Raw genomic sequence first — 16,086 nt, forward strand, 5'->3', positions numbered from 1 at the left:
GCGATGCATCAGCCGGGACCGGAGGTGACCTGCGGGTAGAGCGCCCTGCGGCGGCGCGGGCCACGGGTCGCGGCCGCAGCTCAGGTCGGGCGGTGCCGGACGCTGACCCGACGGCTGCGCAGCAGGACCCGGGGGATGTGCCGCACGATCCCGACGATCGCCTTGTACTGCGCACTCGGCACGGAGATGGCCCTGCCGGCCTGCGCATCGGTGAGCGCGTCCCGGACCACGCCGCTCGCGTCCAGCCAGAAGGGACCCGCGCGCTCGCCCTTGTCGATGCCCGCGCGCTCGTGGAACTCCGTACGCACGTACCCCGGCAGCAGCGCGGTCACCGTCACGCCGGTGCCCGTCAGCTGTCCCGCCAGCGACTCGCTGAAGGTCGTCACGTACGACTTGGCCGCCGCGTAGGTGCCGCTCGCGAGGAGACCGGCGATCGAGGAGACGTTGATGATCCGGCCGTGACCACGAGCGACCATCGCCGTCGAGGCGGCGTGGCTGAGGACGAGGACGGCGCGCACGAGCACGTCGAGGAGCTGCTCCTCGGCGCGCACGTCGCTGTCGACGAAGGGGGTGCCCAGGCTGTACCCGGCATTGTTGACCAGCAGGTCGACCGGCCGGGACGGGTCGCGCAGCCGCCGGGCCACCTGCTCCAGCGCGTCCCGGTCGGACAGGTCCGCGGGCAGGACCTCCACGGCCACACCGTGCCTCGCTCGCAGCCCGGCCGCGACCGACTCCAGCCGTGCGCCGTCGCGGGCGACGAGGACGAGCGCATCCCCCTTCGCAGCGAGCTGCTCCGCGAACTCCCGACCGATACCGGCGCTCGCCCCGGTGACCAGCGCCGTCATGCGTGCAACGCGGCGTCGAAGAGCTCGCGCAGCTCGGCGAAGTGCCGCTCGGCTCCCGCCTCCTGGTAGCTCGAGGTGTCGCTCATCGTGTAGCCGTGCGGGGCGTGCGGGTAGACCGCCGTGCGCGCCCGCAGACCGCGCCCGGCGAGCATCGCGTCCAACCGGGCGACGTCCTCGGGCGGGTTGGTGCGGTCCTGGTCGGCGTGACCGTAGACGAAGGCCGCCTTCGCGTCGGCAAGCGACAGGTGCGGGCTGTCCGGGTCGCTCGTCGCGATCGCCGCACCGTGGAAGCCGCCGACGGCGGCCACGCCCGGGTCGATACCGGCGGCACGGGTGGCGAACGTCGCGCCCATGCAGTACCCGGTGACGCCGATCGGGCCGTCGGCGACACCGGCCAGAGCGCGCAGGGCAGCGATGTAGCGCGGCAGGTCGGCCTCGACGCGCTGCTTCGTCAACGTGCCGACGCGGGGGATGCTCACCGCGCCGTACTCGGCCCGCTGGGCGGGGTCGGTCAGGTCCGTGCCGGCCGGCGGTGACGTCTGGGCAGCGGTGCCCAGGCGGTAGAAGGTGTTGGGGGCGAGGACGTTGTACCCCCAGGAGGCGATCCGGTCGGCCATCTCCTCGATGCGGGGCCGCAGCCCGATGGCGTCCATGAAGAGCAGCACGCCGGGATGGGCGCCCTCGTCGGGTCGCGCCACGATCGCCTCGGCGGTGCCGTCGGCCGCGGGGATGTCGATGAAGGGTCGCATGACTTCGAACCTACGACCCGGGCCGCGGGGTGCGCCAGACGACCCGGGCGGCCGCCATGGCCGGGTCCACCCGGGTGACCGGCCGTGGCTAGGGTGGCGCTCGTGCGTATCGCGACCTGGAACGTCAACTCCATCCGCTCCCGCGTCGACCGCGTCGAGGCATGGCTGCACCGCAGCGACGTCGACGTGCTCGCCATCCAGGAGACCAAGGCGCGGGAGGACCAGTTCCCGTATCAGCGCTTCACCGACCTCGGGTACGAGGTCGCCCACCACGGCCTCAACCAGTGGAACGGCGTGGCGATCCTCTCCCGGGTCGGGCTCGACGACATCGCCATCGGCTTCGACGGCGACCCCGGCTTCGGCGATCCGGTCGCCCCCGAGGCCCGCTCCATCGGCGCCACCTGCGGCGGCGTGCGCATCTGGTCCCTCTACGTCCCCAACGGCCGCGCCCTGGGGGACCCGCACATGGACTACAAGCTCGCCTGGCTGGAGCAGCTGCGGCAGCGTGCCGGTGACTGGGCCGCCGACGGCACTCCGCTGGCCCTGTGCGGGGACTGGAACGTCGCCCCGCAGGACGAGGACGTCTGGTCCATGGAGTACTTCGTGGACAAGACGCACGTCTCGCCGCCGGAGCGGGCCGCCTTCAACGCCTTCCTCGACGACGGCTTCGTCGACGTCGCGCGCCCGTACACCCCCGGACCGGGCACCTACACCTACTGGGACTACCAGCAGCTGGCCTTCCCCAAGCGCCGCGGCATGCGCATCGACTTCGTCCTCGGGTCGGCCGGTCTCACCGAGCGCGTCTCCGGTGCGGCCATCGACCGGGAGGAGCGCAAGGGCAAGGGCGCCAGCGACCACGCCCCGGTGATCGTCGGTCTCGACGGTGACGACGGCGCGGCCGCCGAGCGCGTGACGACGTGATCCCGCAGCCCCACCGGCTGACCGTCGAGGCGCCTGACGGCGCGCGCATCGCTGTCGTGGAGCACCCACCGGTCGCCGATCGGAGCGGCCCGACGCTCGTGCTCGCGCACGGCTGGTGCCTGACCCTCAGCGCCTGGGACCGGGTCGTCGCCGAGCTGCGACGGCGGCGTCCCGACCTGCGGATCATCAGCTACGACCAACCCGGGCACGGTCAGTCGACGATGGGCCGCGAGCGCTGCGTCGACCTGGTCGACCTCGGTGCGACCCTGCGCGCCGTCATCAAGCAGACCACCCCCGAGGGCGACGTCGTCCTCGCCGGCCACTCCATGGGCGGCATGACGATCATGGCGCTGGCCGAGCTGGACCCCGACCTGATGCGCGAGCGGGTCCGCGGCGTCGGCCTCGTCGGGACCGCAGCACACCTGCCGGGCCGACGGGGGATCCCCGGCGAACGGATCGCCATGGGCGTCCTGAGTCGTCTACCCGCGGGCGTTCGCGGCCTGCCCACCACACCCCGCCTGACCGCAGCCAATCTCTTCGGTGACGACCCCGACCCGGAAGCGGTGCGCGCCACCGCGCACATGACCAGTCGTACCCGGGCCAACGTCGTCGCCGCCTGGTACCACGCGATCGTGGGTCTCGACCTGCGGTCGGGGCTGACCCCCTTCGCCTCGATACCGACGGAGATCGTCACCGGTGCCCGCGACCGGCTCACGCCGGTCTCGGCGGGTCGACGTCTGGCGGCGGCGATCCCGGGCGCGACCTTCCGGTTGGTGCCCGGGGTGGGACACATGATCACCTACGAGGCCAGCGGCCTGCTCGCCTCGCGGATCGAGTCACTCCTCGACGCCGAACCCGCGGGCCAGCGCGCCTGACCCCTCCCTGCGCCGGATCCCGAGCAGGGCGAGCGCGACGATCGCGCCGACGAGTGCGGCGCCGGCAGCGCCGAGGAAGACCGTGTGCACCTGCAGCAGCGCCGCGTCGAGCAACGCCCGGCCATCGGTCTGCTGCTCGGGTGTCATCGCGGCGACGGCCTCGTAGTACCGGTGCAGCCCGACCCCGGTGAGCAGGGCGAGACCGACGACCATCCCGACCATCCGGGCCACCACGACGAGACTGCTCGCGGTGCCGTGGGCGTCCTGCGGCGAGTCGGCGAGCGCGGCGTCGTTGACCGGGGCGAGCGCCATGCCCAGCCCGAAGCCGACGAGCGCGAGCGTGATCGTCGCGGAGAGCTCCTCGAGCGAGCCCCGCTGCCACCCGGACATCACGACGAGGCCGCCCGCACCCAGGGCGAGCCCGAGGCCCGCGGACAGTCCGTCGCCGATCCAGCGCAGGATCCAGCCGCCGACGAGGGCGCCGACGGGCACGGCGAGGAGGAACTTCACCAGCTCCATGGCCGCCTCGGTCTGCGACCCGCCCGTCGTCAGCCGCGAGAAGAGGGGCACGTCGACGACGACCGCGACGAGCGCGACGCCGACGAGGAATGAGACGACCAGTGCCCACGGGGTGCGACCCCGGACGGTGCCGCGCGGCACGAGCGGGTTGTCGGCACGCCGGTGGCGCCAGACGTAGAGCCCGGCGCTGACGGCCGCGATCGGCAGGAGTGCGTAGCCGAGCGGGCCGACGACCTCGGTCTCCGGGTCGGCGGAGGCGAAGGTGAGGATGATGCACCCCAACGCGGTCCCGAGCAGGAGGGCGCCGGGTAGATCACTCACCCGCAGCGGCGGCCACCAGCGACCGCGCGTGATGACCACGAGCACGAGCAGCAGCACCGCCGTGACGGCCCCGATCGGGGTGAGCACCCGGCTGTCCCCGACGAGGGGCACGAAGGGGATGCCCAGCACGACGTCGGTCGCCAGCACGGCGGGCGCGGCGAGGGTGAGCCACAGCAGACCGACGGCGACGACACCGAGCAGCGTCGGGGCGAAGGGGGGTCGACGCCTCTCCCCCGAGACCACGGCGATCGCGATGAAGAGCAGGACGCCGAGGAGGACGTTGAGCCAGAAGATCGCCCGCCAGTCCGCGACGACGAGGACGGCGGCGCCGAGGAGTGGGCCGAGGACGGAGCCGAGCTCCTGGACCGCGCCGACCATGCCCAACGGCATGCCGCGGCGCCCCGGCGGCCAGAGGTCGGCCACGAGGGCGAGTGTCGCGGGCACGAGCCCTCCCCCGCCGGCTCCCTGGACGATGCGACCGGCGACGAGGACGTCGAGGTCGACCGCCAGTGCGGTCACGCCGGAGCCGACGACGAAGACGACGAGGCAGCCCAGCAGGATCCGCGAGCGGGGGACCAGGTCGGCGAGGCGACCGATGAGCGGCAGGACGGCGACGTAGCCCAGGAGGAAGCCGGAGATGATCGGGGCGGCACGCTGGAGGTTGTCCAGACCCAGGCCGACGCCGGCCATCATGTCGGTCAGCGCGAGGACGACGACGTAGGTGTCCGCCGCGGCCAGGGCGACGGCCGTGGAGGCCAGGGCAAGCAGCGTCCGGGGACGGGCTCCGAGCTGCGGGGACCTCTCTGCCGCAGAGGCACCCATCACTTGGGTGCGCTGATCTCGACGTCCTTGCCGTAGTCCTTCAGGTCGAGGGCGAAGGTCGTCGGCTTCTCCTTGTAGAAGTCGCCGTTGATGATGACCGCGCGCAGCTCGCCGCTCTCCGGCTCGATGCCGTAGGTGACGTCGAACTCGGTGGCGGTCTCGCCGAGGTTGAACAGGCGCTGGATGTCCTTCGCCGGGACGGTGCCGGTGTACTCCTGCAGGACGGTCTTGCCGTCGCGCACCTGCTCGCCGACCTCCACGTCGGTCGAGGTCGCCAGGATCTGGTCGACGCCGCTGCCGACGCGGAAGAACTCGGCCGGGTTGGGCGCGCCGAGGTCGGCCATGTCGACGGGGTTGAAGTCCTGGGTGAAGAAGGACATCCACGTCTTGGTGTCGACGGCGATGATCTCCACTCCGGCCGAGTTGCCGTTGATCACGCCGGTGACCTGACCGCGGAACTTCGGGGTCGTCGCATCGATGATGCCCGACCCGGAGGCTGCGGAGACGCCGTTGCGGCCCTGGGGGATCGCCGACTGCTTGAGGTCGAAGGCGACGGTCCCCGCATCGACGAAGCTCTCCCGGGCCGTGGCGAGGGCCTCGTCGGGGGGTGTGGTCTCCTCGAAGACCGAGCACCCGCTGACCAGGGTCAGGGCGAGGGGGAGGCCGACCAGCACGGCACGTCGTCGCATGGGCACACGCTAGCCCGTGGGTGGGCGTTGCTGGGGCAGCGCGCGCACCACGTGATCACGCACACGGGCAAGCCGTCTCGTCGTCGCCGTCCGCAGGGCCACCGACGAGGCCGCACGCAGCACCTGGGTCGTGGCGTGCCGCCGCCTGTGGAAGGCGGGGGACGCCCCCTTCGCGCCGTGGTGGTGGAGCATCCGCGCGAGGACATCGGCGTCACGGATGGCCTCGTTGGCCCCGCGCCCGAGGTTGGGCGCCATCCCGTGCGCGGCGTCACCGATGAGCACGAGGCCCCCGACGGCACTGCGCCGCAGGGGCGGCGCGAGCAGGATGCGCTGGACATCCGCGTCAGGCCCGGCACCGGCGAGGACCCGCTGGAGAAGGGGGTCCCAGTCGCCGAACCGGCGGGTCACCAGGGCCAGGGCCTCGTCGAGGGGCGGGGCCTGGAGACCCGGGTCGGGTTGATCGGCGCGAACGGCACAGAACCATGCCGCACCGTGCGGACCGGGTGTCACCCCGAAGACACCGCCGGGACCCCACCACTCGGTCGGGCCCTGCGGTCGTGGCCCGGGGAGGTGACCGCGCAGGGCGATCCAGTCGGTGACCACGGGAGCGGTCCCGGCGAAGGCGGTCTGTCGGCAGACCGAGCGCACCCCGTCGGCACCGACGACGAGGTCGGCGCCGACCTCGCTCGCGAGCGCGTCCGGGTCGGTGACCTCGCGGGTGAGGCGGGTGGCCGTGGTCGGCAGAGCCGCCTCGAGGGCGCCGACGATCTCGGGTCGCGGCGCGAAGCACAGCTGCGGCATGCGGTGCCGGACGAGCACCCCGCCGCGGGCGTCGCGCAGGGTCCCGTGATCGGACGTGACGGACGCGGTGCGGATCCGCTGCCCCACGCCGAGGCGGTCGAGGTCCGCCATCGCACCCCGCCACAGGGCAAGGACGGTCCCCGCCCCGGCGCGCTCCGGTCGCTCCTCGACGAGCGTCACGCGGAAGCGGCACGGGTCGAGCGCCGCCGCCAGGGTCAGCCCGGCGATGCCGCCGCCGACGACGAGCACGTGCTCGGTCATGTACGCGTCGCCTCGAGGTGCATGGCGTCATCCTCCTCTCCCGCGTCCTCACCGGGCGACCGCCGGCAACCGTTGCGGAGCCCGGCCCGTGGGCGGGGGTGTTCACCAGCCGCACCCCGCACTACGTTGGCCGTCATGCACCTGCGCCTCTCGTCGGACGACGCCGCATTCCAGCAACGGATGCGCACCTACTTCACCACCGAGTTCCCCCAGGACCTGCGCGAGAAGGTCCTCGCCGGCGCCACCGTGGAGCCGGAGGACTTCCGCCGCAGCCAAGCGGCCCTCGACGAGGCCGGTCTGGCCGTGCCGAACTGGCCGACGCAGTGGGGCGGTCGGGACTGGAGCACTCTCCAGATGCACATCTGGAACAGCGAGCTCCAAGCGGCGGGTGTGCCACCGCCGTTGCCCTTCAACACCTCGATGGTCGGGCCGGTGATCGCCGCCTTCGGGTCCGAGGAGCTCAAGGCCCGGTTCCTGCCGAGGACGGCCAGTCTGGACATCTGGTGGTGCCAGGGCTTCTCCGAGCCGGGCGCCGGCTCCGACCTCGCCTCGCTGCGCACGACCGCCGTCCGCGACGGTGACGACTACGTCGTCAACGGACAGAAGACGTGGACCACGCTCGGCCAGCACGCCGACTGGATGTTCGCACTCGTACGCACCGACCCGGACGCGCCGAAGAAGCAGGTCGGCATCTCCTTCATCCTGCTGGACATGCGCAGCGAGGGTGTGACGATCCGACCGATCCGCACGCTCGACGGTGGGGTCGAGGTCAACGAGGTCTTCTTCGACGACGTCCGTGTCCCGGCCGAGCAGCTCGTGGGCGAGGAGAACCGCGGCTGGGACTACGCGAAGTTCCTGCTGGGCAACGAGCGGGTCGGCGTCGCGAGCACGGGCCTGATCAAACGGTGGCTCGCCGACCTGAAGGACCACGCAGGCCAGGTCAGGTGCGGCGAGGGGACCCTCGTGGACGATCCCGCCATCGGCGCTCGCCTCGCCGAGCTCGAGGCCGAGCTGATGGCGATCGAGCTGACGGCCGTGCGGGTCTCCGGTGGCTCGACCGACGGTCGTCCCGACCCGGCCTCGTCCATCCTCAAGCTCTGCGGGTCCGAGCTGCAGCAGGACGTCCTCGAGCTGGCCGTGGACATCAGCGGCCCGATGGCCCTGGCCTGGGACGGGCTCGAGTCGGTCCCGCAATGGGCGAGCTCGAGCGTGCCCACCTACCTCAACTACCGCAAGGCGACGATCTACGGCGGATCCAGCGAGGTCCAGCGCGGCATCGTCGCAGCGACCATCCTCGGACTGAAGGGCTGACCATGGATTTCACCCCCACCGACGAGCAGCAGGCCCTCGGGCAGGCCGTCAGCGGCGCACTACGGCGACACGGCTCCCCGGCGGCGGAGCGTGGCGCGTCGGCGGCGCCGGCCGTCCACGATCCCGCGCTGTGGGATGCGCTCGTGGAGATCGGCGTCCCCGGCCTGACCTGGCCCGAGGACGACGGCGGCGTGGGCGCAGGCGTCGCGGACCTCGCGGCCGCGGCCACCGAGCTCGGGCGGTCCGGACTGCAGGCGCCACTGGCCGAGACCGTGGCTGCAGGGGCCCTCGTCCGCGCCCTGGCCCCGGACGACCTCCGGAGGGAGATCCTCGGCGGCCTGACCGACGGGAGCGTGCTGGCGATCCCTGCCCTGTCCGAGCCATTGCGTGCGTGGTCCCCCACCCCGGTGGATGTCACGGCGACCGCTTCGGGCGACGAGTGGTCCCTCACCGGGACGAAGGCTCCGGTGCGGTACGCACCGGCAGCGACGCACCTCCTGGTGACCGCCGCCACGGATGCCGGTACCGGGGTCTTCCTCGTCCCGCAGTCGGGCGCCACGACGGAGGAGGTCGCGTTCGACGCCACACCGGCGACCGTGCTCGCCCGGGGCGAGCGGGCAGAGGCGGCCCTGCGCGAGGCCCTGGCCGTCGGTGGTGTCGTCCTGTGCGCCGAAGCGATCGGCGCGATGGACGAGGCCCTGCGGCTGACCACGACGTACCTGACGGAGCGCACCCAGTTCGGCCGTCCCCTGGCCAGCTTCCAGGCGCTCACCCACCGGGCCGCTGACATGTACGCCCGGCTCGAGCTGGCCCGCAGCGCGACCCTGTTCGCCGCGATGGTGGCCGACGAGCAGCCGCTGGACACCGACGCGGTCCTGCGCGCTCGGGTCGTCGTCGACTCGGCTGCCCGTCTGGCCGGCCAGGAGGCCATCCAGATGCACGGCGGTATCGGCGTCACCGCCGAGCACCCGGTCGGCCACCTCACCGCGCGGCTGACCACGATCACCCGCACGTGGGGTGACCGCCGCTCGCACCTCGCCGAGCTGGCCGGCCGCATCGGCGATCACGACGACGTCACCATCCTCGGCTGAGCCACACCACGGCCCCGGCCCGGCCACACGACACAGGAGGCGCGATGAGCACAGCTCACGTCGATCCGAGCAGGGAGGCATTCGACCTGTTCAAGTCGCTCCCGCGCGACGAACCGATCCAGATGCTCAACCTGATCCGCTACCGGGAGAAGGCGTCCTACCCCGCGGATCACGACAACGCCGGGAAGGACTGGAGCGGGGCCGATGCCTACCGCGAGTACGGCCGGACGAGCGGTCCCGTCCTCCAGCGTGTCGGTGGACAGATCATCTGGCGCGGCAAACCCCAGGTCACCCTGACCGGGCCGCCCGAGGAGAGGTGGGATGCCGGATTCATCGCCGAGTACCCCTCTGCCGCAGCCTTCTTCGCGATGATCACGGACGAGGAGTACCAGCGAGCGGTGATCAACCGAACGGCTGCGGTCGCGGACAGCCGACTGATCAGGTTCGATCCGCGTGAGGGAGGGGCAGCCTTCGCCTGAGCCGTCTCGCCGGTCAGTCGTGCGGAGTCAGGGGCTGCGAGGGGGGCGCAGGGGCGGCAATCTCCATCGAGGGATTGGACAGGAGCACCTCGTGCTCGGCAAAGGAATCGAGGATCCGGCGGTAGGTGGCACTGCGCACATTGCCCAGACCCTGCTCCGGGTCGGAGATCCAGAACCGCAGTTCGTGGGTGACTCCGTTGTCGGCCACGGCCGTGATGCGAGCCCGGGGGGGCGGCTCGGCGAGAACTCGCTCGTGGCCCCGCGCGGCGTCCACCATGAGCCGTTGGACGAGGTCGTAGTCACTGCCGATCATGACGCTGATCGGCATGCGCAGCCGCACGCGATGCTGCTCGTACCCCCAGTTCTCGACGCGTTCCGTCAGGAGGGTCTCGTTGGGGATGAGGTGTACCTTGCCGTCGCGGGTGAGTACCGAGACGGCGCGCGTACCGACCTTCGTGACCTCGCCCGCGACGTCGGCCGTGTCGATGACGATCGTGTCGCCCGGTTTCACGGACCGGTCCGACAACAGCACGATGCCGGCCGTGAAGTTGGAGACGACCTTCTGCAGACCGAAGCCCAGGCCCACGCCGAGCGTTCCGGAGAAGATCGACAGCGCCGCGGTGTTGATACCGGCCAGGTCGATGGCCACGAAGACGGCCACGGCGCTGAGGATGATCATCGTCAGCTTTTCGGCCAGTTCACGCTGCGATGCGTCGAGAGTGGTGCGGGAGTGGATCACCGTGCGAGCCACCCGGTCGAGCACCTTGACCGTCGCATAGAGCGCGAGGATCCCAACGGCGAAGTTCAGCAGATCCAGCAGCGAGACGTCCATGGAGCCGAGGGTGAAGGAGACCGCATCGAGGGAGTCCCCGATGACATCCAGCCGCTCGTAGCGTCGGGAGATCGTCACTGCGGCAACCACGACGGCCGCGGCTCGCGCGACCGACCTGGCCCCGAAGACCCCTGCCACGATGAAGTAGACGGACAACCCGACGGCGACGGTGATCGCGACGTCGAAGGCGAACTCCGCGTAGGCCGGCCACGCCCCCACGGCTGCGACGAACGACAGCAGGACCCCTGCCGACGCCTGACCGAATCCCTTGGCCAAGCGGGTGCTGTCGAGTTGGTCCCTCTCGCGTCCCGGCGCCACACGGTCGGCGAGCATCTCCAGCCACGTCCGAATCCACCGCCACACGATCCAGCCGGCGACGAGGGCGAGGGCACCGATGACGATCGCCGCAGCGAGCGGAGCCAATTCGGCCTCCTGCAGCGGCGGGAGACCGAGGAAGTCCCCCACCCACTCAGCGGCGGCGAAGTCACCTGAGCTTGATGCCATGGTGCATATTGGCACAGTCGGCATCCCCAGCCGGGGGATCACGCCCGCGCCAGCGACCGTCGGCCGCTGGCGCTGGGTAGGACGAAGTCATCTGATCACCGACCCGCAGGACGGCAGCGCGCAGACCGTCTCGGCGGTCCTCGATCGTCCTCAGTAGCGGAAGATCGCGGCGACCTCACTGTCGGGCACCACGGATTGCGAGGTCGCGTACACCTGACCACTGGTGTTCAGCGTCGCGATCGCTGCGGCGTCGACGAGTTCACAATCGGCGTAGCGATCATCGGCACCCAGCTGCACGACCGGCAGGGTGGTGTCCTCGACGCCCTCCCAGCACCACGGGTCGGCCTGGACGAAGAGCGTCTCGACCCGGCCCTCGGCGGCCGCCTGCGCGATGGTCTGCAGGTCAGCAGACACGCGCCCGGTCCCGTGCAGCTCGTGGAACCGCTCGATCACCCGGGACCGCTGCGCGCGCAGCCGCTGCTCGATCAGTGGCCACGCCAGCTCGTGCAGCGTCTCGGGCGCGAGCTGATCGGGGTTGCGCTCGACGACGTCCTCGACCAGATGGGGGTAGCGGTTGACCTCCCGGTAGGTTGCGACGACCTGGTCGAGGCCGACGAGCACCATCGGAGAGGTCTGGCCCACCAGTACGTCACGCAGGCCGGTCGAGACCGAGCGCAGGAAACGCTCGATCTCGACGCTCTTGTGGTGGTCATCGCCGGCGCCGTGCCCGTAGAACACCGCCGGTCCGCCCCGACCGGCGTTCGCGGCGGGTCGGGCCATCGCATCGGAGCGCGGCTCCTGCGGCTCCACGGCCTCGGCGAGACTGGTGGGCACCTCGTCCAGCCGCACCTCCTCGACCGTGTTGCGACTGCCCTCCATCAGACGGGTCTCCCGCTGGCTCAGGGCCAGCAGCAGGAAGTGCTCGTCGCCGGAGAGCATGCGCAGCATGGGGCCGAGCACCAGATGGTCACCCACGGTCGCCAGGGCCGGCAGCGACGCCGGCACCCGGAAGGTCCGCTCCCACCCCGGCCGCAGGAACATCGCCAGGCCGTCGCTCATGTACTGCCACGCCATGTCGTCGGCGTGGAGGCGGCGCGCTGGAGCGAGCAGGGCCTCGATGTCCGGGCGGCGCAGCCGACCGACGAGCGCGGCCTCCACACCGTCGACGAGGTTCTTCCATGCCAGACGGTCCGCCTCGACACCGCGACCGAAGCGGTGGGTCGGCATGAAGAGGGAAACCTGGGAGTCACCGCCCTCGGGCTCGGCCAGCAGGTCGATGTCCGCGCGTGTCACCAGATCCATGAAGTCCTCCTGAACTCATCCCCACCATAGGCGGGGAGGTCAAGGGCCGGACGACGTCGACGGACGAGCCGTCACGCGCGCACCGGACAGCAGCGAGGTGGCCGGACGGTCCCCGACCTCCTTCTGCACCGGACGGCGAAGGGGGGTGCTCCTTGGGCCGTGTCGAAGCGTGTTCACCGACGGACGATCCGTGCTCGTGGATTTCACGGCGTCAGGCCGGCCGACCGGCCGCCGTCAGCCGTAGATGCGTGCGATCGCCTGCCGCTGGCTGTCGGTCGTCATTCCGGCCAGCAGCTCCTCCCCGGCACGGACAGCGTTCGCCCTCTGGGTCTCGTCATCGAGCACGGCGAGCACGAGGTCGGCAGCCGCGCGAGGCGTGGGCGCGGACGGCAGCCCCGTGTCGGACAGGGCAGGTATGGGCCGGACGACAGCCGGGACTCGACACCACAGGGCATCAAGAAGGCTGATCGGGAATCCCTCGTAGATCGCGCTGTGCAGGTACACACCCGCGTGAGCGAGCGCATCTGCCAACTCCAACGGGGCCAACCACCCGGTGATCTCCACACCGGCGCCACGCAATCGCCGCGTGTGGTTGGAGTCGACCTCCCCGCCGATCCACCGGAAACGGACGGTGGGGTCACGGCGCCAGACCTCCTTCGCCGTCGACGCGAAGAAGCCCGGGTCCTTCTGGTCACTGATCCGTCCCGACATGACCACGACGCGGTCGTGCTCGCGCGGGATCTGGCCCCGGGGGACCGTGTCCGCGAGTGCGGACACGTTCGGCAGAAGTGTCCGACGCGCCTGCGGGGTGACGGTTGCCGCGATCTGGCTCTCTTCGGGGGAAAGGACAACCACATGATCCGTGTGGCGTCCGAGGACGCGCTCAGCGAGTGCGATGGCACGGCGACTTGGCCACCCGAGGTGCGGGTCACAGAGCTTGTAGCCGTGGGGCTGATAGACCGTGACGGGCGAACGGTCGAGCGCACGGGCGTAGACACCCGCCCAACTTGAGTGTGCGTGCACGATACTGGCGCCGGTCGTGGTCCGCACGTCCTCAACCGACCGCACCCGCGCCACGAACCCTCGAGGCAGCGCGGTGACCGTGTCGAACCCGTCGCTCGGGGACGCCTCGCCTGCCCACAGCAAGTGGTGACTGTGCTGGGGACTCAACCGGACGATGGTGTCGATGGCCCGAGCCACGCCGGTGGTGTAGCACTCCGTGACGTGCAGGATGCGGTGTCGCTTCATCAGGCCCTCCCGGAGCCAAGACAGTGCGGTGCGGCACGTCTGCGAGGACTGGCTGTCCGGCTGACTACGCCGCCCTGCCTGCGGACGACAGCACCCAGGGCCCGAATCACGGTCTGTACGTCCCCCCACACGGACCCGGCTGCGTTGCGACCGTCGTGAACTGCGCCCTCCCCGGCCGGGAGTCGACCTTGTGGGAACGACCCGGCGCGATGAGGCTGGGGCGCGAGTACGCAGAACTCAGCGAACGCGGGCGCCCAGATTCCAACAGAATCGCGCGCGGCGGAGTCCGGATTCGACAGGCCACCCCCCATGACGCCCTTCCTATCATGACGCCGGCGAATCAACTCCTGCCGTCAGTCGGGTGTGGTCTCCGACCGCGTGAGCACGACAGGACCTGGCGTGAAGCCACGCTCAGTCAGGGCTATCTCGGTTGTGGCCGGCCGTGATGTGCAACCATCGCCACCATGGCGGGAGAGTCCTCGATGCGAGAGTCAGGTGCGGGGTCGACGTTGCGGCGCGGACTGCGTCGGCACTGGCGGATCGCCATGGCGGTGTTCATGACCTGGACCGCAGTTGCGACCTTCTACGTCCTGTCTCTGTCGCCGCAGTACGCCGCGGTGAGCGTGGTGTCCATCGTCCCGGACGGCCCCGAAGCCGCCAGCAGTGACTTCATCTCCGTCACCGCGTCACGATACGCAGTGGCGATGACCTCCACAGGACGATTGCAAGCCATCGCCCGACAGACCGGGGTGTCTCCTGATGAGCTCGAGCAGTCCGTGACCATTGACACCACCGCCCCGAGCGCCAACCTTCGTGTGACGGCAACCTTCCCCGACCCGCAGATGTCGGTGAGCGTCGCGAACGCGGTGGCGGACAACGCCGTCAACCTCAGCCAGGACACTGATCAACTCTCGACCACCAAGGTGGCTCCGGCAGCGGTCCAGAACCCCTCGTTCGCTTCCTCTCGATGGGTGCTGTTCGCACTACTCCTGCTGGCCGGGGCAGCACTCGCCGCCTGGATCGCCTATCTGCGCCAGCGCCTCGAGCCCACCGTCCAGGACGAGGCGGATCTGGAGCGGGTGACTGGAGTGCGTTCACTGATGTCCATCGATGCGCGCGTGTCCACGCCGAACGACGCTGACTCGCGGACCATCGCCATGCGGCAGGCTCAAGCCCTACAGCTCGCCCTGCCGCACGTGGTCGGGGGCTCCCTGCACCAGATCACTCTCGTGGGCGTGGGGACGGCTCGCGGCACGGCGACCGCCGCTTACCTCCTCGCGAAGACGCTCGCTCGCGGGGAACGGGTGCTGCTCATCGACGAGGATGTCGACGCGACCCTGAGCGGGCTGGTCCATGACGTCACCCGCACACCCTTGAACGACGCCTTGAGTGCGGGACACGCGCCGCCGCTTCCCCCGCAAAGCCACACCGGGATGCAGCTCCTGGCCCAGCCGAAGACCGGTCAGAGCATCGATGTCCACGAAATCGACATCCGCACGTGGACTGACTTCCTCGAGGGCACAGCACAAGACTGGGACAAGGTGGTCCTGGCAACTCCGATCTTCGAGGCAGACGCCGAGTTCCGACAGCGCCCCCTCCCTTCGAGCAATGCTGTACTCGTCGTCCCCCGTGGCGCGAGCGAGGCCGCGGTGCGCGTTGCGGCGCGGCGGGTGCGCCTCATTCACGGGGACCTGCGTGGCTCCATGATTTTCGACGGACCGGCGGACTCGTGATCGGGGCGCTCGGCGGGGGTCGGCAACCCGTCATCTTCATGTACCACGGCTTCTGCGAGAGCCGGCTCAGTAACGACCCCGAGAATCTCTTCGTCGAGGTGAGTGCGCTCCAAGCGCAGATGCGCTTTCTCCTCGATCGCGGTTGGACGCCCCTGACGCTGGACCAGTGGCTCGACGTGCGTGCCGGACTGCGGCCGCGGCCGCCGAAGAGCTTCCTGCTGACCATCGACGATGCATTCGTCAGCGTGGCCGACCTGGCCCTTCCCGTCCTGGCCCGTCTCGGGGTCCCGTGCGTACTCTTCGTGCCCGTGGGCCTGACGGGCCGGACCGCCGAGTGGCTTCCCGACCCACCCGATGTTCCGATCCTCAGCCGCGAACGACTCCTCGCGCTGGATGGTTCTTTGGTGGACTTGGGCGTGCACGGCTGGGACCACACACCCATGTCGCGGTCCGACACGCACGGCCTGTCATTGCAGGTGGAGCGCAGTCGGGAAGAACTGGCCTCCGTCACGGATCGGCCACCACGCGCCTTCGCCTACCCCTTCGGCGATCACGACGAGCAGGCTCGCGCTGCGGTCGCGGGCGCAGGCTTCGACGTCGCCTTCTCCGTCTTCGACGATGTCGGCACCATGGCCGTCTCCCGGGTCGACGTCAACGCCACGGACACCGTGCGCTCATTCCGTGTCAAGACGCTCCCGGGCTACCGTCGTCTGTGGCGGATGGCCCAGCACGTCGCCTTCGCTCGACGGTTGCTACGGGTCGCCCTGACCCGGGGCCAGTGAG

15 protein-coding genes and 1 pseudogene are annotated in these 16,086 nt (G+C 70.8%); 7 read left to right on the plus strand and 9 right to left on the minus strand.

Going from position 1 to position 16,086, the window contains the following annotated elements; translation table 11 throughout:
• Window positions 1-80: 80 nt before the first annotated feature.
• Together V1351_RS14255 and V1351_RS14260 are read right to left on the minus strand one after the other, a co-directional pair.
• Entirely contained in the window at window positions 81-845 is a 765-nt protein-coding gene (locus V1351_RS14255) for an SDR family NAD(P)-dependent oxidoreductase (RefSeq protein WP_338748853.1), read from the minus strand.
• A complete protein-coding gene (locus V1351_RS14260) occupies window positions 842-1,594 on the minus strand; it encodes a dienelactone hydrolase family protein (protein WP_338748854.1) in 753 nt (250 codons plus the stop codon). The genes V1351_RS14255 and V1351_RS14260 overlap by 4 nt, the downstream gene beginning before the upstream one ends.
• A gap of 102 nt (window positions 1,595-1,696) precedes the next feature.
• Between V1351_RS14260 and V1351_RS14265 the strand changes: the two genes are divergently transcribed.
• Window positions 1,697-2,515: an exodeoxyribonuclease III gene (locus tag V1351_RS14265; RefSeq protein ID WP_338748855.1), complete on the plus strand. Its 819-nt coding sequence runs from the start codon at window positions 1,697-1,699 to the stop codon at window positions 2,513-2,515.
• Window positions 2,512-3,390 (plus strand): alpha/beta fold hydrolase, encoded by an 879-nt coding sequence (locus tag V1351_RS14270; protein WP_338748856.1) that lies wholly within the window; start codon window positions 2,512-2,514, stop codon window positions 3,388-3,390. The genes V1351_RS14265 and V1351_RS14270 overlap by 4 nt, the downstream gene beginning before the upstream one ends.
• On the opposite strand, the gene V1351_RS14275 is transcribed toward V1351_RS14270, so the two are convergent.
• The 3 genes from V1351_RS14275 to V1351_RS14285 are packed head-to-tail and all read right to left on the minus strand — an operon-like array spanning window position 3,352 to window position 6,803.
• Window positions 3,352-5,052, minus strand: a complete 1,701-nt coding sequence (locus V1351_RS14275; RefSeq protein ID WP_338748857.1) for an MFS transporter — start codon at window positions 5,050-5,052, stop codon at window positions 3,352-3,354. The two genes, V1351_RS14270 and V1351_RS14275, sit on opposite strands and share 39 nt — an antisense overlap.
• Complete coding sequence (locus V1351_RS14280; protein WP_338748858.1) at window positions 5,052-5,741, minus strand: LppX_LprAFG lipoprotein; 690 nt, start codon at window positions 5,739-5,741, stop codon at window positions 5,052-5,054. The genes V1351_RS14275 and V1351_RS14280 overlap by 1 nt, the downstream gene beginning before the upstream one ends.
• A 9-nt stretch (window positions 5,742-5,750) precedes the next feature.
• On the minus strand, window positions 5,751-6,803 hold the full coding sequence (locus V1351_RS14285; RefSeq protein WP_338748859.1) for an FAD-dependent oxidoreductase: 1,053 nt from the start codon (window positions 6,801-6,803) through the stop codon (window positions 5,751-5,753).
• 135 nt (window positions 6,804-6,938) lie between these two features.
• Here V1351_RS14285 and V1351_RS14290 point away from each other — a divergent pair, with 135 nt between their 5' ends.
• The 3 genes from V1351_RS14290 to V1351_RS14300 are packed head-to-tail and all read left to right on the plus strand — an operon-like array spanning window position 6,939 to window position 9,684.
• Window positions 6,939-8,114, plus strand: coding sequence for an acyl-CoA dehydrogenase family protein (locus V1351_RS14290; RefSeq protein ID WP_338748860.1), 1,176 nt, complete (start codon window positions 6,939-6,941; stop codon window positions 8,112-8,114).
• A 2-nt stretch (window positions 8,115-8,116) separates the two neighbouring features.
• Window positions 8,117-9,205, plus strand: a complete 1,089-nt coding sequence (locus V1351_RS14295) for an acyl-CoA dehydrogenase family protein (protein WP_338748861.1) — start codon at window positions 8,117-8,119, stop codon at window positions 9,203-9,205.
• Window positions 9,206-9,249: 44 nt separating this feature from the next.
• Window positions 9,250-9,684: a DUF1330 domain-containing protein gene (locus V1351_RS14300; protein ID WP_338748862.1), complete on the plus strand. Its 435-nt coding sequence runs from the start codon at window positions 9,250-9,252 to the stop codon at window positions 9,682-9,684.
• A 13-nt stretch (window positions 9,685-9,697) separates the two neighbouring features.
• Here V1351_RS14300 and V1351_RS14305 read toward each other — a convergent pair whose 3' ends face one another.
• The 4 genes and pseudogenes from V1351_RS14305 to V1351_RS16325 form a co-directional block, all read right to left on the minus strand.
• A complete protein-coding gene (locus V1351_RS14305) occupies window positions 9,698-11,020 on the minus strand; it encodes a mechanosensitive ion channel family protein (RefSeq protein ID WP_338748863.1) in 1,323 nt (440 codons plus the stop codon).
• Between the two features lie 150 nt (window positions 11,021-11,170).
• Window positions 11,171-12,322: a hypothetical protein gene (locus V1351_RS14310; RefSeq protein WP_338748864.1), complete on the minus strand. Its 1,152-nt coding sequence runs from the start codon at window positions 12,320-12,322 to the stop codon at window positions 11,171-11,173.
• A 234-nt stretch (window positions 12,323-12,556) separates the two neighbouring features.
• Window positions 12,557-13,099 (minus strand): glycosyltransferase, encoded by a 543-nt coding sequence (locus tag V1351_RS14315; RefSeq protein ID WP_338748865.1) that lies wholly within the window; start codon window positions 13,097-13,099, stop codon window positions 12,557-12,559.
• A gap of 12 nt (window positions 13,100-13,111) precedes the next feature.
• A pseudogene (locus tag V1351_RS16325) lies at window positions 13,112-13,699 on the minus strand (glycosyltransferase); the annotation flags it as partial.
• A 353-nt stretch (window positions 13,700-14,052) separates the two neighbouring features.
• Here V1351_RS16325 and V1351_RS14320 point away from each other — a divergent pair.
• Both V1351_RS14320 and V1351_RS14325 read left to right on the plus strand, forming a co-directional pair.
• Window positions 14,053-15,303: a hypothetical protein gene (locus tag V1351_RS14320; protein WP_338748866.1), complete on the plus strand. Its 1,251-nt coding sequence runs from the start codon at window positions 14,053-14,055 to the stop codon at window positions 15,301-15,303.
• Window positions 15,300-16,085, plus strand: a complete 786-nt coding sequence (locus V1351_RS14325) for a polysaccharide deacetylase family protein (protein WP_338748867.1) — start codon at window positions 15,300-15,302, stop codon at window positions 16,083-16,085. Before V1351_RS14320 ends, V1351_RS14325 begins: the two co-directional genes overlap by 4 nt.
• Window position 16,086: the final 1 nt, after the last annotated feature.

Source organism: Janibacter sp. A1S7 (assembly GCF_037198315.1).
GTDB classification, from domain to species: Bacteria; Actinomycetota; Actinomycetes; order Actinomycetales; family Dermatophilaceae; genus Janibacter; species Janibacter alittae.